20 protein-coding genes are annotated in these 24,114 nt (G+C 56.7%); 13 read left to right on the forward strand and 7 right to left on the reverse strand.

What is annotated here, in order from left to right; genetic code table 11:
* Positions 1-2 precede the first annotated feature (2 nt).
* The 12 genes from tssM to MO767_RS03955 all read left to right on the forward strand — a co-directional run bounded on the left by tssM (position 3) and on the right by MO767_RS03955 (position 15,733).
* Entirely contained in the window at positions 3-3,539 is a 3,537-nt protein-coding gene (tssM, locus tag MO767_RS03900; RefSeq protein WP_282479476.1) for a type VI secretion system membrane subunit TssM, read from the forward strand.
* Complete coding sequence (locus tag MO767_RS03905) at positions 3,539-4,267, forward strand: PP2C family serine/threonine-protein phosphatase (RefSeq protein WP_282479477.1); 729 nt, start codon at positions 3,539-3,541, stop codon at positions 4,265-4,267. Before tssM ends, MO767_RS03905 begins: the two co-directional genes overlap by 1 nt.
* Positions 4,264-5,265 (forward strand): serine/threonine-protein kinase, encoded by a 1,002-nt coding sequence (locus MO767_RS03910; protein ID WP_282479478.1) that lies wholly within the window; start codon positions 4,264-4,266, stop codon positions 5,263-5,265. Before MO767_RS03905 ends, MO767_RS03910 begins: the two co-directional genes overlap by 4 nt.
* A 28-nt stretch (positions 5,266-5,293) precedes the next feature.
* The gene (locus tag MO767_RS03915) at positions 5,294-7,330 is read left to right on the forward strand and encodes a type VI secretion system tip protein VgrG (protein WP_282479479.1); all 2,037 of its coding nucleotides are present in this window, start codon (positions 5,294-5,296) and stop codon (positions 7,328-7,330) included.
* A gap of 27 nt (positions 7,331-7,357) precedes the next feature.
* Positions 7,358-7,795 (forward strand): hypothetical protein, encoded by a 438-nt coding sequence (locus tag MO767_RS03920; RefSeq protein WP_282479480.1) that lies wholly within the window; start codon positions 7,358-7,360, stop codon positions 7,793-7,795.
* 23 nt (positions 7,796-7,818) lie between these two features.
* Positions 7,819-10,962 carry a peptidoglycan DD-metalloendopeptidase family protein gene (locus tag MO767_RS03925; RefSeq protein WP_282479481.1) on the forward strand — a complete coding sequence of 1,048 codons (3,144 nt, stop codon included), beginning with the start codon at positions 7,819-7,821 and terminating at the stop codon, positions 10,960-10,962.
* On the forward strand, positions 10,952-11,857 hold the full coding sequence (locus MO767_RS03930) for a hypothetical protein (RefSeq protein WP_282479482.1): 906 nt from the start codon (positions 10,952-10,954) through the stop codon (positions 11,855-11,857). The genes MO767_RS03925 and MO767_RS03930 overlap by 11 nt, the downstream gene beginning before the upstream one ends.
* A gap of 131 nt (positions 11,858-11,988) precedes the next feature.
* Positions 11,989-12,789: a lysozyme inhibitor LprI family protein gene (locus MO767_RS03935; RefSeq protein ID WP_282479483.1), complete on the forward strand. Its 801-nt coding sequence runs from the start codon at positions 11,989-11,991 to the stop codon at positions 12,787-12,789.
* Between the two features lie 48 nt (positions 12,790-12,837).
* Positions 12,838-13,263, forward strand: coding sequence for a hypothetical protein (locus MO767_RS03940; RefSeq protein WP_282479484.1), 426 nt, complete (start codon positions 12,838-12,840; stop codon positions 13,261-13,263).
* Positions 13,264-13,331: 68 nt separating this feature from the next.
* Entirely contained in the window at positions 13,332-13,724 is a 393-nt protein-coding gene (locus MO767_RS03945) for a hypothetical protein (protein ID WP_282479485.1), read from the forward strand.
* A gap of 99 nt (positions 13,725-13,823) precedes the next feature.
* Entirely contained in the window at positions 13,824-14,285 is a 462-nt protein-coding gene (locus MO767_RS03950) for a hypothetical protein (protein WP_282479486.1), read from the forward strand.
* Between the two features lie 80 nt (positions 14,286-14,365).
* Entirely contained in the window at positions 14,366-15,733 is a 1,368-nt protein-coding gene (locus MO767_RS03955; RefSeq protein WP_282479487.1) for a lysozyme inhibitor LprI family protein, read from the forward strand.
* Positions 15,734-15,862: 129 nt separating this feature from the next.
* On the opposite strand, the gene MO767_RS03960 is transcribed toward MO767_RS03955, so the two are convergent.
* Positions 15,863-16,246: a DUF6124 family protein gene (locus tag MO767_RS03960; protein WP_282479488.1), complete on the reverse strand. Its 384-nt coding sequence runs from the start codon at positions 16,244-16,246 to the stop codon at positions 15,863-15,865.
* A 587-nt stretch (positions 16,247-16,833) separates the two neighbouring features.
* Here MO767_RS03960 and MO767_RS03965 point away from each other — a divergent pair.
* Entirely contained in the window at positions 16,834-17,217 is a 384-nt protein-coding gene (locus tag MO767_RS03965; protein ID WP_123408677.1) for a helicase, read from the forward strand.
* A gap of 78 nt (positions 17,218-17,295) precedes the next feature.
* Here the strand turns inward: MO767_RS03965 and MO767_RS03970 are convergent, their stop codons facing one another.
* From MO767_RS03970 to exbB, 6 genes are all read right to left on the reverse strand, one after another.
* Positions 17,296-18,696 carry an aminoacyl-tRNA deacylase and HDOD domain-containing protein gene (locus MO767_RS03970; RefSeq protein ID WP_282479489.1) on the reverse strand — a complete coding sequence of 467 codons (1,401 nt, stop codon included), beginning with the start codon at positions 18,694-18,696 and terminating at the stop codon, positions 17,296-17,298.
* Between the two features lie 78 nt (positions 18,697-18,774).
* The gene (recG, locus tag MO767_RS03975; RefSeq protein ID WP_282479490.1) at positions 18,775-20,850 is read right to left on the reverse strand and encodes an ATP-dependent DNA helicase RecG; all 2,076 of its coding nucleotides are present in this window, start codon (positions 20,848-20,850) and stop codon (positions 18,775-18,777) included.
* A 9-nt stretch (positions 20,851-20,859) separates the two neighbouring features.
* Entirely contained in the window at positions 20,860-21,789 is a 930-nt protein-coding gene (locus tag MO767_RS03980) for a hydrogen peroxide-inducible genes activator (protein WP_123367554.1), read from the reverse strand.
* 160 nt (positions 21,790-21,949) lie between these two features.
* On the reverse strand, positions 21,950-22,699 hold the full coding sequence (locus tag MO767_RS03985) for an energy transducer TonB (protein WP_282479491.1): 750 nt from the start codon (positions 22,697-22,699) through the stop codon (positions 21,950-21,952).
* Positions 22,696-23,124 carry a TonB system transport protein ExbD gene (gene exbD, locus MO767_RS03990; RefSeq protein ID WP_129439980.1) on the reverse strand — a complete coding sequence of 143 codons (429 nt, stop codon included), beginning with the start codon at positions 23,122-23,124 and terminating at the stop codon, positions 22,696-22,698. Before exbD ends, MO767_RS03985 begins: the two co-directional genes overlap by 4 nt.
* Before the next feature lie 6 nt (positions 23,125-23,130).
* Complete coding sequence (gene exbB, locus MO767_RS03995) at positions 23,131-24,096, reverse strand: tonB-system energizer ExbB (protein WP_282479492.1); 966 nt, start codon at positions 24,094-24,096, stop codon at positions 23,131-23,133.
* Between the last annotated feature and the right edge of the window lie 18 nt (positions 24,097-24,114).

Here is a 24,114-nt window from a genome sequence, read left to right on the forward strand (position 1 = left end):
TGATGAAAAAGTTTTTCAAGAAAGTCGGCGCATTCTTGCGTCAGACCTGGGTCTGGACCTTGCTGCTGGTGCTGTTTGTCGCGCTGCTGGTGTGGTTCGTCGGGCCGCTGCTGGCGGTGAATGACTACAAGTTCTGGGAAGGTTCGACCTCCCGCCTGCTGACCATCAGTGTGCTGTTCCTGATCTGGGGCCTGACCATGGTCTTCGTCAGCTGGCGCGCTGGCGTACGCAAGAAAGCCATCGAAGACACCGAAGATGGCCAGGATCGTATCCGCCGTGAAGAGCTGATCGACGAAGAGCAGAAAGAGCTTCGCGTACGCTTCAAGGATGCGTTGAAAACCCTGAAGACCTCGAGCCTCTATCGCGGTCGAAGCGAGCGCTGGCGTAGTGATTTGCCGTGGTACTTGCTGATCGGCCCGCAATGCAGCGGCAAGACCAGCCTGTTGGACTTCTCGGGACTTGAGTTTCCGATCAACAAGATCGACCGCAAACTGACCCGCGACACCCTCGGCACCCGTCATTGCGACTGGTATTTCGCCGACCACGGTGTGCTGATCGACACCGCCGGGCGTTACCTGACCCAGCCGGATGCCGAAGTCGATGGCAGCGCCTGGAGCACCTTGCTCGACCTGCTGCGCAAGCGTCGCCGCAACCGTCCGTTGAACGGCGTGCTGGTGACCATCCCGGTGGAAACACTGCTGGGCGGCAGCGAGCAAGAGCTCGACACCCTGGCCCGCCAGGTGCGTGCGCGTCTGCAAGACGTGCATCAAAAGCTGCACGTCGATGTGCCGGTTTATCTGGTGCTGAGCAAGGCTGACAAGCTGCTCGGTTTTGACGAGTTCTTCGATCAACTGACCCGTGAAGAAAGCGATCAGGTGCTAGGCACCAGCTTCCGTAAAGAGCAGAGCGGCACCGACGTCGCCGTGCTGCGCGCGGAGTTCGAAGAACTGCTGCGTCGTCTGAACAGCCAAGTGATCATGCGCATGCACCAGGAGCGCGACACCCAGCGCCGTGGTCGCATTCTCGACTTCCCGCATCAACTGGGGCAGATCGGCGAGCGCTTGTGCTTGTTCGTCGACATGGCGTTCACCGGCAACCGCTACCAGCGCTCCAGTCAGTTGCGCGGTTTCTACCTGACCAGCGCACCGCACCTGACTCAAAAGATGGACGAGACCGCCGCCAGCATCGGTGCCAATCTGGGCATTAACGCCGGTACGCTGCCAACCCTGCGCAGCGGCCGTTCGCGTTTCATCCACCACTTGCTCAGCCGCGTTATCTTCCCCGAGGCCGATCTGGCCGGTCTGGACAAGCGCGAACGCAGCCGCATTCATTGGGGCCAACGCGCGTTGTACGTGGGCGCATTGGCGGCGCTGGCACTGTTCGGCATGCTCTGGGCGGGCGGATTCTCGGCCAACTACGAGCGTCTGGAAAACCTGCGGAACCTGGCGCAAAACTGGAATCAACAGCGCTCGGCCCTGACCGCACGTGATGATTCCATGGCCGTGCTCAAGACCCTCGACACCAGCTACGCGGCGACTCAGGTCTTCCCGAAAAAAGGTGACGTGTCGTACCACGAACGTGGCGGCCTGTACCAAGGCGAAGAGGTCAATCCGGTGGTCAAGGAGGCCTACGAGCGTGAGCTTGAAGCGCAACTGCTGCCACGGGTTGCGACGCTGCTGGAAGGGCAGATCCGCGCCAACATGAAGGACCGTGAACGCCTGCTCAACAGCCTGCGTGCGTACCTGATGTTGAACATGAAAGACCGTCGCGACGGCCCGTGGCTCAAGGATTGGGTCGCCACCGAATGGTCTCAGCGTTACGCCGGCAACACCGCGGTGCAGAACGGTTTGAACACCCACTTCGAGCGTTTGCTCAAGCAGCCGTTTATCTACCCGTTGAACGATCAACTGGTGGCTCAGGCGCGTCAGGTCCTGCGCAGCGAATCGCTGGCCAACGTGGTTTACCGGATGCTGCGCGAGCAGGCCCGCAACCTGCCGGAATACCGTTTGAGCCAACACATCGGCCCGCAAGCTTCGCTGTTTGTCGGCACCGATTATGTGATCCCGGGGTTCTACACCCAACAGGGTTATCAACAGTACTTTTCGGTCCAGGGCTCTGCGCTGGTCACCGACCTCCTGCGTGACAACTGGGTGCTGGGCGAAGGCTCGGGCATCAGCGGCATGGACTTACGTCGCCTGATGGTCGAACTGGAGCAACTGTACTTCCGCGACTACGCCAACTTCTGGAGTGAAGCCGTGGGCCAGGTTGCACTGCCTGCGATCAGCGACTTCAGCGAAGGCGCCGAGCAACTGGCAGGCCTGACGTCGGCCAACTCCCCGGTGCTGCAACTGCTGGTGGAAGTGCGCGAGAACACCCGTTTCCCGGTGATCGCCGACAGTGCTGATGCAGCCGCCGATGCGGCGGACAAACTGGGCGAGAAGGGCGGCAAGCTCGGCAAACTGGCCGCTGCTGCAGCGGACAATGCGTCGGACATGGCCGCTCAAATTACAAAGCAGCTGCCCGACACCGCGAAGAAATCCCTGCAACGTCGCTTCGAACCGCTGCACCGTCTGCTGGATGACAACAACGGCCCGGCCGCTGATTTGACCCCGGCCCTGACGGCGCTCAACGACCTGCAACTGCAACTGGCGAGCCTCGCTCGTGCCAGCGCGCCGGAACAGGCTGCGTTCGAAATGGCCAAGACCCGCATGAGCGGCCAGCGTGATGCGCTGAGTAACTTGCGCAATGCCTCGAACCGTCTGCCGCGTCCGGTCAGCGTGTGGTTCAACGTATTGGCTGAAGACACCTGGCGTCTGGTGCTGAACGATTCCTACCAGTACCTGAACCAGCGTTATCAAAGCGAGCTGTACAGCTTCTATGGCAAGGCGATCAACAAGCGTTACCCGTTCAGCGCCCACAGCACCAGCGATGTTGCGATCAGCGACTTCCGCGAGTTCTTCAAGGCGCAGGGCATCAATGATCGCTTCTTTGAGACCTACATGCGTCCGTTCGTGAGTGGCGATCCAGGTAACTACCGTCTGCGCAGCATCGACGGTCACAGCATGCCGATCTCCAAGGTCTACCTCGACCAGATGGCCGCGGCACAAGTGATTCGCCAGAGCTTCTTCTCGATCAATCCGGCCGAGCCGCAAGTGCAATTCAAACTGGAGCCATACACCCTCGACCCGGCGGTCAGCCGTTCCGAGTTCAAGTTTGGCGACAAGACCATCGAATACCGCCACGGCCCGATCGTGCCGGTATCGTTCAAATGGCCGAGCGATGCTGAAGACGGTCGCACCAGCCTGGTCCTCGACAAAATGGCCGGCCGCCCGATCGGCATCGAGAAGAACACTGGCCCATGGTCGCTGTTCCGTCTGTTCGACCTGATGCAGACCGAGTACCTGAGCGGTCGCGATGTGCTGGTACTGAAAGCTGACGTAGGCGGCCTGCGCGCCAACTACTTGCTGTCGAGCCAGCGCACACCGAACCCGTTCGACATGGGCGTGCTGCGTACCTTCCGTATGCCGGTGCAGCTCTGATGCTGGTTGCCAGCCCCTGGCGCAGTGCTGCGCGTACCGATCCGGGCAAGGTTCGGGCGCGCAACGAAGATGCTTTTCTCGACTGCCCACAGCAGGGGCTGTGGGTGGTCGCGGATGGCATGGGCGGTCATCAGGGTGGCGACATCGCCAGCCAGTTGATCGTCGCCAGCCTGGCGGAATTGCCGGTGCAGGACGACTTCGACGAACGACTCAAAGGCATACGCCAGTGTCTGCACTGGCTCAACCGCCGCTTGGGTCAGGAGTTGACCGTCACGGCCGGGCGTCACGACAGCATCATGGGTAGCACCGTGGTGGCGCTGCTCGTAGAAGGTAATCGCGCGGCCTGCATCTGGGCCGGCGACAGCCGTTGCTACCTGTGGCGCGGCCAGCGTTTGTATCAGCTGTCCAAGGACCATTCGCTGCAACAGCAACTGATCGACGAGCAACACATGAGCGTCGAAGAAGCCCGTGCGCATCCTTCTGCTCATGCGCTGACCCGCGCGGTCGGGGCGGCCGAGCAGTTGACGCTGGATGTGCTCGAACTCGAGGTGTACGCCGGCGATGCGTTTTTGTTGTGCAGCGATGGTTTGTATCAGGGCTTAAGTGCCGATGCCTTGGGCAACGCCCTGAGCCTGACCGCGCCGCACGTTGCGCTGGAGCGTCTGTTCGACGGCGCTCTGCGTGGCTCGGCCCGGGACAACTTGACTGCTGTGGTGATCCGAAAATGACTCAACTCATGCCGCCGCTCGACGACCTGCTGGTGACCGACGAGGAGGCCAGTAACCTGACTTACTTTGCGTTCGCCAAATCCCATCAGGCTGAACCTGCGTTGGCGCCGACCAAGGCAAGCGTCGGTGAAATGCCGGAAGTACTCGCAGGCCGTTACCGCATCGAGCGCTTGCTCGGTGCTGGCGGCATGGGTGCGGTTTACCGTGCACGGGATCTGCTGAGCGAGCAGTTCGGCGATCCCGACCCCTACATCGCGCTGAAAATCCTCAGCGAAGAATTTGCCGAATCGCCGGACGCCAGTGCCTTGCTCTACAGCGAGTTCGCCCTGACCCGACGCCTGCGCCACGACAACGTGCTGCGTTTGCACAGCTTTGAAGTGGACACCGACTGCCAGCGCGCCTTCATCACCATGGAACTCATGCGTGGGCTGACCCTGGACAAATTACTCTGCGAGCGGCCGCTGGGCCTGCCGTGGAAAGAACTGCGCGACATCGCGCTACCGCTGCTCGACGCGCTGGCCTTCGCCCACGCTCGCGGCGTGCTGCACGGCGACATGAAGCCGAGCAACGTCATGCTCAGCGAAGAAGGCGTGCGCCTGTTCGACTTCGGTCTGGGCCAGGCCGAGGAGGGCATCCTGCCCGGCCTGCCACACCTGAGCCGCAACCGCTTCAACGCCTGGACCCCCGGCTACGCTGCCCCCGAACTGCTCGAAGGCCAACCGCTGTCGGCCAGTGCGGACGTCTACGGCGTGGCCTGCGTGCTCTATGAATTGGCGGGCGGCAAACACCCGTTCCGCCGCTTGCCCTCGACCGAGGCCCGCGACGGCCACCTCGAACGCGAGCTGCACGCCCCCAGGAATTTACCGAAACACTGCTGGCCAGCCCTGCGAACGGCGCTGGCTTTCGATGCGGCAGATCGAACGATCACTGCCGCCCAACTGCGTGACGCTATGGGCGCCACTTCGTCTTTGCTGCAACGCCTGCGACTTCGGGCGTAACGGATGACTACCGAACAGGGAGCAAGCAATGTTCAACCCAGCTAACGAAACGCACTTCAGCCTGACCGTGGAAGACTACGTCGGCGACCTGCAAGTGCTGTCGTTCACCGGCACCGAAGGCATCAGCCAGCCGTATCGCTTCGACCTGGAACTGGTCAGCGAAAACCCCGATCTGGACCTGGAAAAGCTTCTGCACAAACAGGCGTTCCTGGCGTTCGATCCACAGGGTTCCGGCATCCACGGCCAGATCTACCGCGTCGCCCAAGGCGATGCCGGCAAACGCCTGACCCGCTACAAAATCTCGCTGGTGCCGCACCTGCAATACCTGCACCACCGCACCAACCAGCGCATCTACCAGCAGATGTCCGCGCCGAAAATCATCGCGCTGATCCTCGATGAACACGGGATCAAGGGCAACGCCTACAAATTCCAGTTAAGCCAACCCTGCCCGGACCGCGACTACTGCGTGCAGTACGACGAAACCGACCTGCATTTCGTCCAGCGCCTGTGTGAAGAAGAAGGCATTCATTACCACTTCCAGCACAGCTCCAAAGGTCATCTGTTGGTATTCGGCGATGACCAGACCGTGTTCCCGAAACTCGGGCAGCCAACCGCGTACGTGCAAGGCAGCGGCATGGTCGCCGATGAACCGGTGATCAAAGGCTTCAAACTGCGCCTCGAAACCCGCACCGGCCGCGTCACCCGCCGCGACTACGACTTCGAAAAACCACGCCTGCAACTCGAGTCCGCCTACAAACCCGAGGCGCAAAGCGACGCGCCGGACCTGGAAGACTACGACTACCCCGGCCGCTTCATCGACCGCGCACGCGGCAAATTCCTCAGCCAGCGCGCCCTTGAACGCCACCGCGCCGACTACCGCCAGGCCGAAGGTAAAAGCGATCAGACCACCCTGGTCAGCGGCCACTTCCTGGAAATGTCCGACCACCCACGTACCGAGTGGAACGACCTCTGGCTGCTCACCGAAATCCTCCACGAAGGCAAACAACCGCAAGTCCTCGAAGAGTCAGTGACCAGCGACACCACCGACCACAAAGACGACTTCCACCAGGGCTACCGCAACCGCTTCCTCGCCACGCCGTGGGACGTGTTCTACCGCCCGGCCCTGCAACACCCGAAACCCCGCGTCCTCGGCAGCCAAACCGCCATGGTCACCGGCCCCAAAGGTGAAGAGATTCACTGCGACCAATACGGCCGGATCAAGGTGCAATTCCACTGGGATCGCGAAGGGTTGGCGGATGACAAAACCAGCTGCTGGATGCGCGTCTCCTCCAGCTGGGCCGGCGACCGCTATGGCGCCATCGCCATCCCGCGCATCGGCATGGAAGTGTTGGTGACCTTCCTCGAGGGCGATCCCGACCAACCACTGGTGACCGGGTGCCTGTACCACAAGGAAAACCTCGTCCCTTACGACCTGCCGGCGAACAAAACCCGAACCGTGTTCAAAACCCTCAGCTCACCGGGGGGCGGCGGGTTCAATGAACTGCGGATTGAAGACAAGAAAGGGGCGGAGCAGATCTTCATCCATGCCCAGCGGGATTGGGATGAAAACGTTGAGCATGATCAGAAGATTCGCGTGGGTAACGAACGCCACGACACGGTGGAGAAGAACACCTACACCGAGCTGAAGGCGGAAGAGCATCGAACCACGATTGCGGATCGCAAGACTGAAGCGCGGCTGGATGACCACCTGACGATTGGGCAGAACCAGCATGTGAAGCTGGGGACTGCGCAGCTGAGCAGTGTTGGGAAAGAGATTCATCTGAAGGCTGGGGACAAGATTGTGATTGAGGCTGGGATGGAGCTCACGGTTAAGGCCGGTGGGAGCTTTATCAAGCTGGATGCCGGTGGTGTGACGGTTGTTGGGCCGGTGGTGAAGATTAATGCCGGTGGATCGGCGGGGAGTGGGACCGGGATTGGGATTAAGCCACCGGTGCTGCCAGGGGCGGCGGATAAGGATAAGGCGGGGAGTTTGATGGATCAGGCGTTGTTGAATGCGCCGCCTGAGAAGGTTAAACCAAAGGCTTTTTTTGTGTTTTCTGAGTGATTAATAATTCAACTCAAGGATCTGTTTATGAAATGTCAATTGCGCTTCACTCTCGCACTGGTTATATCAGCGTTCGGGCTTTTTTCAAGCAATGCGATTGCAGGCGGAGCTGATGTAAGTTCATGCCCGTCGAAGGATTTTTCAGCTTTTTTAGGTTCTTATTTGGAGAACTCTTCTGTGCAGCAGGAGTTTACTCATACCCCCTTGAAAAAATTAATAACGGTAGACGCCGAACCTGAGCCAGAGCAAAAAATAGTTTTTTTGGAAAAACAAAAGCTGAAGTTCCCTATAGTTCCTGGAAAAGAGAAACGAACTGCGGACGGTCTTGAAGTTGAAGTTCTAGAGGTGTCCAACGGTATTGCAAAAGTAAAAATTGAAAAGCCAGATACCGACTACCAGGTTTTCTATATATTTAAGTTGGAAGCGTGTTGGTTTTTGGATGAAGTTCAAGATTACTCGCTTTGATAGAAATTTAAAAAGGAAGTTATATGTCTTTCAATGAAGTGATGCTCCGTGTTCTGCCCCCGGTTGATGGCCACCAGCCTCATATAACAGGAGTCTATGGCGAGCAACGTGCGAGTGGCCCTCATGGAGGGACAGATTTTAATTATATTGGTGGCCAAAATGGCATCAATCTGCAGAATCCAAAAGTTTATGCGCCAATTGCAGGCACAGTCACATTTACTGGTGGGAACTATGGCACGATAAAAATAAAAGATGCGGACGGCAACAGTCATGAGATTTTGCATACAAGCAGTCACATGGTAAGTCAGGGAGCAACCGTTGCTGCAGGTGACGAGATCGGAACAATGGGGGGGAAGGGGCCGAATGGTGTGACCCAATATCCACGTCATGTTCACTATCAAATGAAGGGTCCCAATGGGAACCTCATTAGCCCTGAAGTGTGGTGGAGCCAACAGGAAGCAGCCGCAAGTCCTGCGGCCGCTCCGGCTTCTTCACTTAATGAGGGGCCTACACCGCTGATGAACTTTCAATACCCATTCCGAAAGGCAGATGGTAAGCAGTTCACTGATGCAGAAGATGTTTACAAAGCGCTTGAGAGCGAAAAATCAGGGCATTACCTATTGGGTAGCAATAGATTCTGGCATGGCGGCATTCACATCAGCGATGCAAGTGCTCCGCAATGTGTATTGAATGAGCCGATACGCTGCATGGCGGATGGAGAAGTCGTTGCCTATCGCCTTAATGACGATTATTTGGAGTCGACCTTCGGTGATAACGAGAAAAAACTGAAGTACTCCAACTCGTTTTGCTTGGTGCGCCATGAATACAAATCGGCGCCAAATCCGGAAGAAGGTTCGAATAAAGGTAAGCAAAATACCCTGAACTTCTACAGTCTCTACATGCACTTGCTGCCATATCAACGGTATCCGCTAACGCCTCAGGAAAAGCCGAAGCCAAAAATTACTATGAAAGTAGGTGACTTCAAGGCGTACGACGAAGCACCTTTATCAAGCCAGATCGCTTCGCCCGGAAAGCTTGCTAACGGTACGAAACTGGAGATCGTCGACCAGAAAGACGTTGGCAACCTTACTTACGCCAAAGGAAAAATCCTGTCCGGTAGCGTTAAAAATGGATCTCATAAAGTGCGCAACGTAGGTCGTGAGGTCTGGTTCGCCTATATGAAAGACGGCGATCCTTACAGAAACTCGAAAGGTGATCGCATCTGGGTAGCAGATGCCATACCGGAGCGCACAAGACCAAATTACTGGCAAGGTAAAGTCAAAGCCCAAGCCACAAAGCGACTGCCTATTTTCCAGGCCCCGACAGATCCAACAAACGGAAAACCCGTTGGAGGGCCCGTGGCCGGAAATCTTGAGTTGGTTGCTAATAGCGTCATCGAGTTCGACAGTAAGACGGTCGTCAACCTAGTAGTCGGTAACGAGTTGGGGCGCATGGCTTCATGCACATTGGTATCCGGAGGCGTCTGGCAGCCCATCGGGAATGCGCCGGCGACATTCTGGACAATCGTGGAAAATGATCCGTCCAACCAGTTCGTGCGATGGGAGGTCACACCTATTGATTTCGACAGTGTCGTTTCAAACAGTACCGGTATCAAGGCTGGCGACCCGATAGGTTATTTGGGACTCACCGAGAACCTCACTGGCGAAGACGGTGGTGTGGCCAGTAAATATCAAGTGCATGTCGAAATTTTCACGGCCGAAGCTGACGTCAAAGAGTTCTTGAAGAACACAGCCGGATTGAAGGTCGGCAAGCAGTATCTGTATTTGCCAACAGGGACCGAGTTGAAGAAAAAGGCACCGGCGACTGGTAATACGCTGCTCAAGAAGGATCACTCGGTGGATTTGGGCAAGGCGCCGGTTATCAAGCAAGGCACCGACGACTACTACGAAGTCACTCTCACCGAAGACGATCAGGCGGTCAGCGGGGTGGTCAAAAAGGCAGATGCACAGATCATTACGCAACATGACTGGGAGAAACTGGGCTTTCAGATCGTTGAGGAGGCGAACGCCACTGCGGATGGCTTTCTCGATCCGGAGGATATGCCGCAGTTCTTCAAGGAACTCTTTGCAAAAATCGATAAGAACCATGACGGTGAAGTCGACCCAGGTGAGCTTGCTGATGCGTTGAAAAACACCGATACCCGGACGCATTGGTCAAAACTCATTGCCCATCACCCGACAGAGTGGAACGAAAAAGCTGATTCTCCAAAATGGAGCAAGCTTGATAAATTGCTGGAAAATTCACCGAAAACGCTCAAGCATGAGAAAGAAAGAATCAGCAACTATGTGTTTTGGGGAGAGCTAATTGGAAAGGCCGCTATAAGCACCGACATTGTTTGGCATTTTCACTCCATTGCTTTTGTGGAAAACGTGTTGTCGGCTCTCTGTATTCCTTTCAGTAAGGCAAAGGAAATCGCACTATTGGTTTCTTCTGGGTACGAGGGGAAAAGCAAGCTTGACTATGAGGCTCTGGCAGGTAATTTCGACGGGCAAGGCATGTCTTTTGGCGTTATTCAATGGAACTTCGGCCAAGGCACACTGGGGCCGGTCTTGTTGGAAATGCGTGCAGCCGATCAAGCGAAATTCGATGGCTGCTTCGGCACGAACATGAATTTTCAGGCGTTGATCAATTCGTTGAACGCTGCAAATATTTCGGCACAAATGAGCTGGGCCTCGGGAGTTATTGCCAACAATAATTCGGGGTGGAAATCCGCGTTTAAAAAAATAGGAGAAGTCGAGGCTTTCCAGAAAATTCAGCTGAATCATGCAGCGAAATACAACGACAACGTTACCTCTTGCATCAAATTAATGCGAGAGCTGGCGCCGCAGCTAATGGTCAAGATTCAGTTGCGTACTTACTGTGCGCTGTACGATTTGTGCGTTCAACAAAACAATTTATCGAAGGCAGAGGAATTGATTCGGACAGAATTTCCGACAGCCAATATTACGACGCAAAAAGAGCTGTTGATTTTTGTATGCAAGAAACGCGCGGAAAAGGCCACTACGGCCTATCGGGCTGATGCTTTCAGCCGGCGTATGGGGATCATCCAAGGGAAGAAATACACTGCGACAATGAGTGGCAATACTTCCACGCGGGAAAATACTAACTACGGAATAATTGTTGAGGGCGACATTTGTGAACTTTAAAGGGCGTTGGTTGTTTGTATTTCTCCTGCTTGCCTCCTCCGCATGGGGTGAAAGTAAAAAGCTGACGTGTGACCCTGATACAAACATTTGCTCAGTCGCCGTCCCCGAGAATTTTTGCGGTTCTGAAGGTGTGCCAAAGTCAAAGTGGGACATCAGAAGCCAAAGCTATATCCTGAGCTGCGAGTGTGATTGTACCGCTCAGGAAAACAGTTTTTGGTTTATTGACAAAAATGGCAGCGTACAAACACTTGAAGCGAGTAAGGTTGTAAGCGGTCTGGACATTGCAAGAAACAAATCCGGAATTCCGGACGCCTTCGGGGTAGTACCTTACTGTCAACCAGTAAAAGTTGATGCTAATCAACTTATTTATCTGCAGAAAGTCCCAAGCGTTTCTGGGCAGCCACAACCGTACTGTTATTCAACTCTCAAATATGATGAGGCGCAAGTTTGCACTACTTCAGACTGCGTGCAGAAGCAGAAACTGGTTGCGAGTATCGCTGAGAGGTTAAAAGAAGAATCCCTCGCTGAGTTTAAAAATGCTACGTCCAGACTTTATAAAAGCAAGAGAGCTTTTGTTGATTTTCCGAAGCGGGAGTTTATTGAACGGTATGTTGGTGACTACGGCTATTCAAGCGCCAATCAGCAAACATTTAATGATATAGGTTATTTTTGGCAGCAAGCCGGATTCAATGGTGATGCCATTTGGCTGTTGATCAAGGTCCTTACTGAAAACCCCAAGCGTATTGTGGCGTATCTGAATATTGCAGACGCTTACTGGTCTGAGGGTGACAAGGCAGCAGCGGCAAAAAATTATAAGCGGTATGAAGAACTCATGACTGCGGACGGTAAGCAGCAAAAAATTCCTGAGCGAGTTAAGCAAAGAGTGGCTTTTTAGTAAAAAATTGGACCTAGTGTTGAGCGATTTATTTTTAGTTAAAGTAAATCGCTCAATTCACATGGAATAAGAAGTTGACCTGAAAATGACGGGTTTAATTATGATATAGACTTGGCTGTTGATAAGTAAGGTTGTTTCATTTTTCGCTGTTTTGTTATTATGTTTTTCTAAGGCTGCCAGTAAATGAAGGTTTAAAGTTCAGCTTCGTTATTTTATTTTCGTTGCTGTCATCCATTGTCAAAGCAGAAGGCACGATGATTGCGACCGTGCTTCAGGCCGATTTTTCAAAAGATCCAGAAATACGGCTGCTTGTCAGGATTATAGATGTAAGTGGCGGGTCAGATTCGCCCTCTATGGCCGTTCGTAACCAATGCCTGGAGAGGGTGAAGTCGTCTGATCGTCCCGGACCGGACCCATGTTTCTCAATAGAGATAACTGAGAGTAAGAAACAGCGGGCCATTGTCCGACAAGCACTAATCAATGATCCTCAGCGCGCAATCGATCCTATCTATCTGGAGATTGTTTATCACTCGGAAGTTAGTGCGAGCGATCCGACAAATCACCATGGGCGATCTGCGTTGCTGAGAATCGAAGAAAACGGCTTATACAATTGGAATAATGAGACAAAGCAGGCATTGGCGGACGTGGTATGGCCATCCTCGCCCGATGGAGTGCTTAATGTGGTACTTGCCGATGCAGATGCGCTGCTTAACTCCGTATATCGGGATCGTATAGCTCGCTTAAACGAAAGCGCACAGAAAGGGCTGAGAGATACCCAGAGAGCCTGGATGATATTTCGAGATGCGGAATGCCTAATGGACACGAAGTCGTATACAACAATATTCGGTGAGTTTCCTGATACATGTTTAATACGCGCGACGATAGAGCGAGCCCGCCAACTGGCTATGGCGCCGGATAAGAATAAGCGTTGAGACATAAGTCTGAAAGCTAGCTCGTGGATTTATGGGGTTTTGATAAGTATGAAATGGTCGCTGTTTACCTTTTTGGCGTTATTTCCTTTCACCGCCCACAGCGAAGTCACCACCCAAATCATCTGCTTCGAACTCTCACAATCCAACCCAGTAAAGTTCGAATTCCGTACCTTCTACGACCACTCCAGCAAGTGGTCGGGTGGCTTCGTCAAGTACGCCAAGTCGAACGTCCCCATTACCCTTGTGTTGACAGATTCCCAGAGTGAAATACTCGACCCAGAGGCGCCTTGGCAGCACACCATGACCTGGTCAGAAGTCGTGGGAGGCAAGGTCACGGGAACCTATGAAGAGGTGACCCAAGGGGCGCAGATCGTCTCGATGCTGTACACGAAGAAGTCCAGTGGCAAGGAGTACAGCTTCATGATTAACACCAGTATCGACTCTTCTTTGGAAGCTGGATGTAAGTGGGAATAGGGCGAGCACATGCGATTCAAGTATCTAGCCCTATCATTGCTCGTCTCGGCCTGCTGTGGACGGCACCAGTGTTTGCCGATGTAATCACATTCAGCCCAACCAAAAACGTCGAAGCGACGCTCGTGTTGGAAGGTCCCATGCTAACAGTCGCCGTTAAAAGCGAGGCCCATAACGAATCCCGGACAATCGACTTTCAAGCTGAAAACGAATTGCATGTGCAGATCAACGATTTCAATTTCGACGGTATGAAGGATTTCGCTGTCTCGCAAATTGATGACGGAATGGGCACTTTCGATTACTACAGGATTTTTGTTTACCAACCAAAATCCAGCACCTTTGAGGAGTTACAGCCCGATTGCGGCGATGGTTTCGTCAATCTTCGTATAGAGAGCAAACGTAAAGCGTTGATCAGTACCTACTGGGAAATGAATGTTCCAAACCAATGCGTGACTCGCTTTTAGAAGCGTAGAACCTGAACGAATAAAGGATTAAACACGGTGAGAAATTTAATTTTGAATAGGCTGCTTTTATTGCTCGTAAGTTGGATGCCAGTTACAGCCATGGCATCGGTTCTTTGCAATCCTGAGAACGACTCCAAATACTTCCTTTCACAATGGTCGGATAGAGGCGATGGTCCCGAAGACATAGTTTCGAGCTTCGACGGGAAAGAGTTTTCCGTTGATCCTGGTCACGTCGTGTACCGCGGCGATCTCAATGGCGATGGCGTCGAAGATTTTATCTTCAACTCCCGTGTAGGTATCGGTTCGTCCATGGACAGCACATTCGCTTTTCTGATCCAGTGCCGTGGCTACCTGAAGCATGCGGGTGGTGATTACTTTGCCGGGGTCAAGGTGCTGGATGACGCTCCCAAGGATGGTGGCGATTTCAAGGATATCGAGATTTACTCCTACATCAGAAACTCCCTCGGTCAGATTCGATACAAAGACGACAAAGCGATGACCCGCCCGCATCTGTGGCGTTTTAATCCTCAGGCACAGCGCTATGAAGGGCAATCCGAGTAAGCCGCTGATGTGTATGTACCCAATTTTTCCCCAGATTAGGTTGCTTGGATTTCATCTGAATAGATCAAGGATAGAAGACAGTGAAACGCTTTTTTTTAGGGGCTCTTTGTGCACTGACATGCCAGGCCGTTCTACCGGTTTCAGTCGCACTTGCTCGGGACGAATGCACCGAGAACACCACAAGCCAACAAGTTGATAAGTGCTCTGAGGTATCGAAGGTTGCTGCCGACTCACAGTTGAATACGAGTTATCACCAGCTGATGGCTCGACTCGAAACTCAGTATCAAGCCGAACCCGACACGGGGACAGCGTATACGGCGAAGGTCAAAGAAGCACAGCGTGCGTGGATAAAGCTGCGTGACGCAAATTGTCCGCTCGAAGCGTTTGAGATTAAGTCGGGTACTTCTGCCTACGTGACGACCGTGAATAACTGCGTCGCGAGAATGAGCCGCGAGCGTTCAGTCTTTCTAGACAATACTGCGCCCGACATCGTGAGTGGTTCGGCTGTTGGGCGTGGGTCAGATGTCTCGTGTCCATCTCAGGACTTTGCTCAGTTTCTACCGGTGTTTTCCGCTAATGCTGAATCCCAGAGGCGCCTCACTGCGCTGGCGGTGAAGATGCTGGTGTTAAAGCGTACAGAAGACCCGGGCCGATTCGAACCGTCCATTACTGGGGAAACTGGCTCCAGTTTGGCGTTTCCGTTGATGGCTGCGGTGGGGAAAGGCAAGACTGAAGGGGTTGAGATCGAACAAGTCGACGACAGTCACGTTAACGTTGTGGATAAACGAGCGGGTAACAGCAACATCAAGATTTTTAACTTTTCTCGAAAGGCGTGCTGGGCGCTTGTGGGGGTCGAAGACTGGTCAATCAGCGAGAAGGAGCTTGTTGCATCCAGTAAACCCGGAATGAGCCGCGCCGAAAGCTTCTGCTATCAACGTGCAGAGGGGTTGGGTGGTTTAGGCGCGATGGAGCAATACCGGCTGACTAAAGAACTGTTTGAAGCGTCCCTGGAAAACTATGTATGCGCTGCAGAGTCGGGTGATCCACAGGCGAGTCTGTCGGCGGCAAGTTTGAGTCTTTCGCAGATGGCGCCTCAATTGGAAACCAGCAAGCTTGAGGCTTTGTTCAAAGCGGCATCGACGACAGCGAGCGGCGCGCTGGGTTATGCCACGTACTTTTGTAACGGTAATTCCACTGACTATAACGGCCCTTGCCTGCACCCCGAGGAGGCAGAAAGGGAAGTTATTCGCGCGGTTTCCATGGGCTCCACAGATGCGATGAGCTATCTGGGTTCTTCTTTTGAAAGTGGCCAGTTGGGAACGAAGGATCTGTCCCGGGCGTTGACCTGTTATCAGTTGTCCGCTGATAAAGGCCACCCGCAGGGTAGCGACGGCGTGAAGCGCTTGGTTTCGCAAGGCTCAGACATAAAGGCCAGTCACTGTCTGTGAATTTCGCTGTGCAGATATAAACGTTGAAGAAGGGGACGTTGAACCGGTCGATCGTATTGAGGCTCGGTGCGACTTTGGTTCAGCAAGAAGGGGGGATGCGAAGCCCCCCGTTCTCTATTCGCGAAGTTGCTACACCTTCGCCCGATGCTCCGCCGGATCCGGCGAATCAATATGGTCCAGCGCTCGCTCCACTAACAGATGCACACCGACCGCCATTCTGCTGAGTGCCAGTGCGACGGAGCGGCGTGAGCCTTCTACGCTGTCGGCCAGGTCGGCGGCGATGGCGCTGATGGACAGCAGGTCTTCCGAGGCGTTGGCCAGGACGGTTTCGGTGTGGAGGTCGGGAGCGACGATGAAGAGGTCGCCATTGCGACGTTTGGATTTTTTATCCGGAGGTGTGCCGAGGTGAAGATCGAGGGCTCGTTCGGCGGCTTCGTGGAGCTTTTTTGAATCGAAGGATTCGTAGGGGGATGTGTCTTCGTGTTCGGGGGGATTCGGTGTTGGCTTGATCATAGGAGTAATACCGAGATTTAGGAGCTAACACCGTTTCGCTTGCTTCGAAGGAGGTGGCAGCTGTGCATAGGTGTGCAAGACCGACTCGGTAAACCGGCAGACCCGAAGGCCTCCCACACACAGCTGCCATAACGATTCGCGAGCATAAGAAAACACTCGATGAATAGCCATAACCGATTGCATGCCGAGCCGGACTTGCACGTCCGTGTCACCGATTTTGCGGCGACCACCAGAGACTATCGGTGATACCGAAGACTGCCTAGCTCACGGACAGCCCGGCGTGTTGAAGGAAATGTCCGAGAGGTTTGAGGGGATCAAGATCAAAAGATCGTCCGAACGCGGCCCGAACCTTCGGCAGCTCCTACAGGATTGTGTTTCTTCAGGTGTAGGGGCGGTGTCGGGAGGTGGCGCGGAGCGTTAAGGGATGCATTCCTTTGCTGCGCGTGGGAACGATCAGGTTGGCGTGACTTGGTAGTCATTGGCGTCAAAAAGGCCTGCATCTTCTTCTAACGCAACCAGACAGTGGCGTTCTCGCTTGAAGCCGCTACACTGCGTCGGCCGTTCATTTTCCTTTTGAGGCTGTGCGCATGAAATTTCGTTTTCTTCTGTGGATGCTGGGTTTGTTGATGGGTAAGGCCAGTCGGACTAATCCTGCGTTTCAGCAGCAGTTGGGTGACAAGGAATTGGTGTTTCAGCTACAGACCCTGGACGGGAAAGTGGCGCGGCATTTCTTTGTGAAGGATCAGCGCATCACCAGCAAGTCCGGCGTGTATGCCGAGCCGGCGTTTGCGATTGCCTTTAAAGATGCGGCGTATGGCTTTGCCACGATGCAGGCGAAGAACAAGCAGTTGGCGTTTATGACGGGGATTCAGGACAAGTCGATTCAGATCAAGGGGAATCCAGCGCTGGTGATCTGGTTTCAGGGGTTGACCAAGTATTTGAAGCCTAGGAAGGCTAAGCCCAAGGCTTGAGTGGGTCAGTTGGACCGAGGTGGATTCTTCGCGAGCAAGCCCGCTCCCACATTTGACCGAGTGTGGGAGCGGGTTTTTTTATGCCTGGGTGAATTGCGAAGCCAGTTCGCGCAGCAGCACTTCAGCCTCAAGCACTTTGCTGACCACATCGTTGGCCTTGTCACGCGTAAGGCCTACGCGTTCGAGCAGGGCGTCGGGAATGTCTTCATCCGGCCCGGACCCAATCCCACGACTGCGCAGCAAGCGCACAGCCAGGCACACGAGGTTTGGGTACTCGGCGTAATCGCCGTCGTAGCCCGGATCGTGCTGGAAGCGCAGCGCGGTGGCCAGTTCTTCGGGCATGTCCCAGTAGCGCATCAGCCACGAGCCGATCTGTTCACGGCTGATGCCCAGCAAGTGTTGCTCGACGTAGCTGTGGCACAAGTGCGGGTTGACCTCCAGGTGGCGGCAGATCAGCGAGAAGTGCGGCGGAAACACGTGCGCCAGCAGCAAGTAGCCGAAGTTGTGCAGCAGGCCGGCGAGGTAGGTCAGGCCGGCCTCCGGGCGCTGGGCGCGCGGCATGGCGCGGGTCAGGCCTTCGATGACGGCGGCGGTGTAGATCGATTGCTGCCAGTAGGGCGTGGTGTGTTGCGGATGGTCTTTTGGCAGGCTCAGGGTTTTGCCCAGGGCCAGGCCCAGCGCCAGGTTGATCACCAGGTCGAAGCCCAGCACTCGCACGATGGCGTCTTCCACTGAACGAATCTTGCCCGGTGACGCGTAGTACGGCGATGCTGCCCAACTGACAACCTGCGCGGCGAGGGCCGGGTCGGTTTCGACGACGCCGGTGATGTCGTCGATGGTGGCGTTGGGATCAACACGCAGTTTGATGATTTTCTGCGCGGTCTCGGCCAGCGGCGGAATTTCGATGGTGGCTTCCAGACGCTGCTGGATGCGCCGCGCGGTGAACGCTTGAACGGCCTGGGTGATTTCCTCGCGGTCATCGTCCGGGCGGTCGAGGTTCGGCCGAATGCTGGTCAGGGCTTCGCCGAAGTTGGCGGCGCTGGCCTTGGTCAGCATGGTCTTGAAGTCTTCGCTGGTGATTTCCAGCAACACGCCCGGCTCGCCCGAGTTGATCAGCACCTTCGGCTCGCGCAGCAGGCTTTCTTCATACAGGCACGGTGAGCTGGTGAGCGCCGGCATGCCGGGCAGCAGGCTCAAGTTGTGTTTGCCGAGCATTTTTACCAGGCGTTCGGTCGACACGGCGGTGAGGCGGCGGCCCGTCAGCTCGGCGAGGCTATTGAGGTCCAGCAATTGGTTCTGCGGGAACAGCACCATGAGCGTGCCCACGGCGTCATCGAGCAGAACAGCCTGCACTTTGCGTGCGGCGTTCAGGCCGTGATGGTCGAGGACTTCTTCGTAGGCAATACCCAGTTTGCCCAGCATCAGCCGAATAACCGACGGAGCGTGCGGGGTGGCGGGTGCGAGGGCAACTTCGGTCATGGTATGTATCCGTTTTAAAACAATGGCAGGAGTATAACCAGCTTGCTCAGAACGGTGGTTCAGAAACTGCGACGGTGCTCACACTTGGCCGTATTGCTGCCCATGGCGCAGCCAGCGGTCCAGCAGCGGGCTGACGTGATCCGGCCAGCGCTCCAGCAAAGCCTGGGCGGCGTCGCGTACGGCGGGTAGTAAATCGGCGTCGCGCATCAGGTCGGCGACCTTGAATTGCAGGAGGCCGGTCTGGCGCGTGCCGAGCATTTCGCCGGGGCCGCGCAGTTCGAGGTCTTTTTCGGCGATGACAAAACCGTCGTTGGTTTCACGCATGATGCCCAGGCGCTGACGGCCGATCTGCGACAGGGGCGGATGGTAGAGCAGCACGCAATGGCTGGCGGCGCTGCCTCGACCGACACGGCCGCGTAATTGGTGCAGCTGCGCGAGGCCGAGGCGTTCGGGGTTTTCGATGATCATCAGGCTGGCGTTCGGCACGTCGACGCCGACTTCAATCACCGTGGTGGCGACCAGCAGTTGCAGGTTACCGGCCTTGAATTCAGCCATGACCGCGGCTTTCTCGACGGGCTTCATGCGGCCGTGGATCAGCCCGACCTTCAATTCGCCGAGGGCGGCGGTGAGATCTTCGTAGGTGGTTTCGGCGGCCTGGCAGGTCAGCTCTTCCGACTCTTCGATCAGCGTGCACACCCAATAGGCCTGACGCCCTTCGGCACAGGCGCCGCGCACCCGCTCGATGACTTCGACGCGCCGGGTGTCGGTGATCAGCACGGTGTTCACCGGGGTCCGGCCAGGCGGTAGTTCGTCGAGGATCGAGGTGTCGAGGTCGGCGTAGGCGCTCATGGCCAGCGTCCGGGGAATCGGTGTGGCTGTCATGATCAGCTGGTGCGGACACATCCGCCCGCCGACACCTTTCTGCCGCAACGCCAGCCGTTGCTGCACGCCGAAGCGGTGCTGTTCGTCGATGATCGCCAGTGCGAGGTTTTTGAACTGCACTTCGTCCTGGAACAGCGCGTGGGTGCCGACCACCATCGGTGCGCCGTTGGCAATCTGCTCCAGTGCGGCCACGCGGTTCTTGCCTTTGAGCTTGCCGGCCAGCCATGCGACTTCAATGCCCAGCGGTTCGAGCCAGCGTTTGAAGGTAATGAAGTGCTGCTCGGCGAGGATTTCGGTGGGCGCCATCAGTGCGACTTGATAACCGGCCTCCAGCGCTTGCAGTGCGGCGAGGGCAGCGACCACGGTTTTACCGGCACCGACGTCGCCCTGAATCAGCCGCAACATGGGCTCGTGCTGACTGAGGTCGTAGGCGATTTCGTTGCCGACCCGTTGCTGAGCGCCGGTCGGAGTGAAACCGAGGTTGGCCAGATACTGGGCCGGCAACCGGGTGGCTTTCGGCATCGCTGGCGCGCGCAGGGAACGCATGCTCTCGCGCAGGCGCTGCTGGGACAGTTGATGCGTCAGCAGTTCTTCGAAGGCCAGACGGTGCTGCGCCCAGTGATGACCGAGGGCTAGTTCATCAACATCGGCGTCGGCTGGCGGGTGATGCAGGTAGCGGATCGCATCGGCCAGCGGCGCCAGTTGATAGTCCCGCGCCAGTTCGGTCGGCAGCCAGTCGGGCAGGCTGGTGGGCCCGAGCATCGTCAGGGTCTGCATGCAAAGCTGGCGCAAGCGCTGTTGGGTCAGGCCTTCAGTGAGCGGGTAAACCGGGGTCAGGGTTTCGTCCACCGGCGGCGGTTCGTCGCCGGTGATGGCGCGGTATTCCGGGTGATAGATCTCCAGCCCCGACGCACCGGGCCGTGCTTCGCCATAGCAGCGAATGCGGGTGCCGCGTTTGAGGCCTTCTTTCTGGGCGTTGCTGAAATGGTAGAAACGCAGACTGAGCCCGCCGGTGCCGTCCTGCAGGCGCACCACCAGGCTTCGGCGGCGGCCCATGACCACATCGGCGCCGCTGACGGTGCCTTCGATCACAGCGTCTTGCCCGGGTCGCAAATGGCCGATCGGGACCACACGAGTGCGGTCCTGATAGCGCAGCGGCAGGTGAAACAGCACGTCCTGGAGATTCTCCAGGCCGACCTTGGCCAATTTCTCGGCCATGGCCTCGCCGACACCCTTGAGTGCCGTCACCGACACTTGCGACAACTCGGTCATGGCCGCGACTTAGGCCGCAACCACCGGTGCTTGCGGTTTGGCCACCGAGCACAGGCGAATGGAGTCAGCGAGGATTTCAATTGCCTTCGGCCGCGGGAAGCTCGCACGCCAGGCGATGGCCACGGTGCGGAACGGCACCGGAGGCGTCAGTGGACGCACTTCGAGCACGCCGGGAGCGTAGTGATGGCTGTCGACCGCCGACAGCGGCAGGATCGAGATGCCAAGGCCGGACGCAACCATGTGGCGGATGGTTTCCAGGGAGCTGGATTCCACCGTGGTGTGCTTGGCACCGTCGTTGCCTTTGGCCAGGGTCGGGCAGGCTTCCAGCACTTGATCGCGGAAACAATGGCCTTCGCCGAGCAGCAGCAGGCTCTTGTCGTTGAGCAGGGCGGCGTCGATGGATTCTTTTTGGGTCCACGGGTGCTGGGCCGGCATCAGGACGTAGAACGGTTCGTCGTAGAGCTGGAGGGTCAGCACGTCGGCTTCGTTGAACGGCAGGGCGATGATGATCGCGTCGAGCTCGCCGTTGCGCAGTTTGTCGCGCAGCACGTGGGTGAAGTTTTCTTCGATGTACAACGGCATCTGCGGGGCGACCCGGTGCAGTTGTGGAATCAGGTGCGGAAACAGGTACGGGCCGACGGTGTAGATGGCGCCGACTTTCAGCGGCGCGGTCAGCTGGTTCTTGCCGGCCTGGGCCAGTTCGCGAATGCCTTGGGCCTGTTCCAGCACTTTCTGCGCCTGGGCGACAATGCCTTCACCGACCGGGGTCAGGCGCACGGCACTCTTGCTGCGCTCGAAAATCAGCACACCGAGTTCGTCTTCAAGCTTTTTCACGCCCACCGACAGGGTCGGCTGGCTGACATGGCAACGCTCGGCCGCGTGGCCGAAGTGCTGCTCTTGGGCGAGGGTAACGATGTAGCGTAATTCTGTAAGAGTCATAGCAAGCGTCCATGAAGTTGCGAGCCAAGCATACCGGCTGCAATCGATAGACGCACGTTATCAGACTGAGTGCGTTGAGTGACACAGGGCAAAGCAGGTTTGCCGCTGGCGGATATGCAAAAGGCACCTTTTGGTGCCTTTGGCCGTGTTGCGACGGGTGTCAGCGCCGGCGTTTTTCCAGCGAGTAAACAAACGGTGCAACGATTTCGATGGCGCCATTGGTCAACATGTCAGCCGGTGGCTTGGGTAGCGGTTGGGCGCGGCGGATCATTTCCAGGGTGGCTCGGTCCAGATCGATGTTACCGGAAGCGGTCACCAGTTCGAACGACAACACGTTACCTTCGGCATCTACCACGAAGCGCAGACGGTTCATGCCTTCCTTGTTCCGCGCCTGCGCACTGGCCGGGTACTTCTTGTACTTGGCCAAGTGAGCGAGCAGGGTGCCTTGCCAGCTGGCCTTGGCCGCTTGCTGCGCCGGTGATGGGCCCGGTGCCGGCTGAGCGGATTTCTCCGTTGGCGCCTGAGTCGGTTGCGCGTCGCTCGGTTTTTCCTCGGACGGCTTCTCTTTAGGCGGTTCCGGCTTTTTCTCCACAGGCTTGGGCGGTTGAGGCTTTGGCTTGGGTTTGACCTGTTTCGGCACGGCGATCTCGGCCTTTGGCGCTTCAGCCAGCTTCGGTATCGGCAGTTCTTCCACCGGAGCGGGTGGCTGTGGCGGCGTTATGACCTTCGGCGGTGCCGGCGGTGGCGGGGCCGGAACCGGCGCCAACTCGACCATCATCGCCTGTGGCGGCAGCTCGATCGGTGGGCGCGACGTCCAGTTCAGCGCCAGCGCAATGGCCAGCGCATGGACGCCCAGCACCACGGCCAGGCTCCCGCTATAACGCGTCAGCTTTTGGCGCGTCGTGATCATTTCTTGACTGCCGTCTCGAGTCCGACCAGACCCACCTTCAGGTAACCGGCAGAGCGCAGGTTGTCCATCACGCTCATCAGGTCGCCGTAATCCACGCCTTTATCGGCCTGGAAGAAGATCGTCGTGTCCTTCTTGCCTTTGGTCTTGGCGTCGAGGGTAGCGCCGAGTGCTTCGGCCTTCACTTCGTCTTCGCCGAGGAACAGGCGTTGGTCAGCCTTGACGCTGAGGAACACCGGTTTCTCTGGCCGTGGCGCCGGTTTGGCGCTGGAGGCCGGCAGGTCGACCTTGATGTCCACGGTGGCGAGCGGGGCCGCCACCATGAAGATGATCAACAGCACCAGCATCACGTCGATGAACGGTGTGACGTTGATTTCGTGGTTCTCGGCCAGATCGTCATCTGCGCCTTCTTTCAAATGCAAGCCCATGGCTGATTACCCTACTTTGACCATGTGGGGTTGCGCGGATCGCTCGGTGGTCGGCAGGTGATCGAGGTCGCGGCTGACCAGCAGCAGGACTTCAGCCGAGGCATCGGATACTTGCGCCTTGTAACCGGCAATGGAGCGGGCAAAGACGTTGTAGATCACTACGGCTGGAATCGCTGCAACCAGGCCCAACGCGGTGGCCAGCAGGGCTTCGGCGATGCCGGGAGCCACGACGGCGAGGTTGGTGGTCTGGGTTTTGGCGATACCGATGAAGCTGTTCATGATGCCCCACACGGTGCCGAACAGGCCGACGAACGGCGCGGTGGAACCGATGGTGGCGAGCACGCCGGTGCCGCTGCTCATGTTGCGACCGCAGGCTGCAACCAGACGCTCAAGGCGGAAGGCGACGCGTTCCTTGATGCCTTCTTTCTCGCGGCTGTTGACCGACAAACGCATCTCTTCCAGGGCGTCATGCACCAGCAAATTGGCGAGGGTGCCTTGCTTGGTGGCTGTCACACTGGCTTCTTTAAGGGTGGTGGCTTTTTTCAGGTGGACGATTTCGGTGCGCAGACGACGCTTGGCGCCCATCAGCTCGAAGCCTTTGGCGATCCAGATGGTCCAGGTGATGATCGAAGCGATGGCCAGACCAATCATCACGATTTTCACGATGATGTCGGCGTTCTGGTACATGCCCCACGGCGACAGGTCGTGGGCCATGCCCAGGGTGTTGTCGGCTTCGAGGACTTGCGGAACGTCTTCGGCGGTGGTGTCTACGGCTTGGGCCGGGTCGGTCGCAGCTGGGGTAACATGATCGGCTGGAGCTGGAGCAGCAGTGGCGGCAGCCGGAGCGGCTGGCGCTTGGGCGTCAGCGAAAGCGGCGGTCGGCGCCAGCATCAGGCTGAGCAGCAAGGCGGCCACTGCGCTCCAGGCGCGAGGTCGTTTGGTAGGCGAAGCGGGGAATTGATTGGGTGTCATGCTGGCCGGACCTGAGAA

It is taken from the genome of Pseudomonas sp. UYIF39 (assembly GCF_029963765.1).
Taxonomy (GTDB): domain Bacteria; phylum Pseudomonadota; class Gammaproteobacteria; order Pseudomonadales; family Pseudomonadaceae; genus Aquipseudomonas.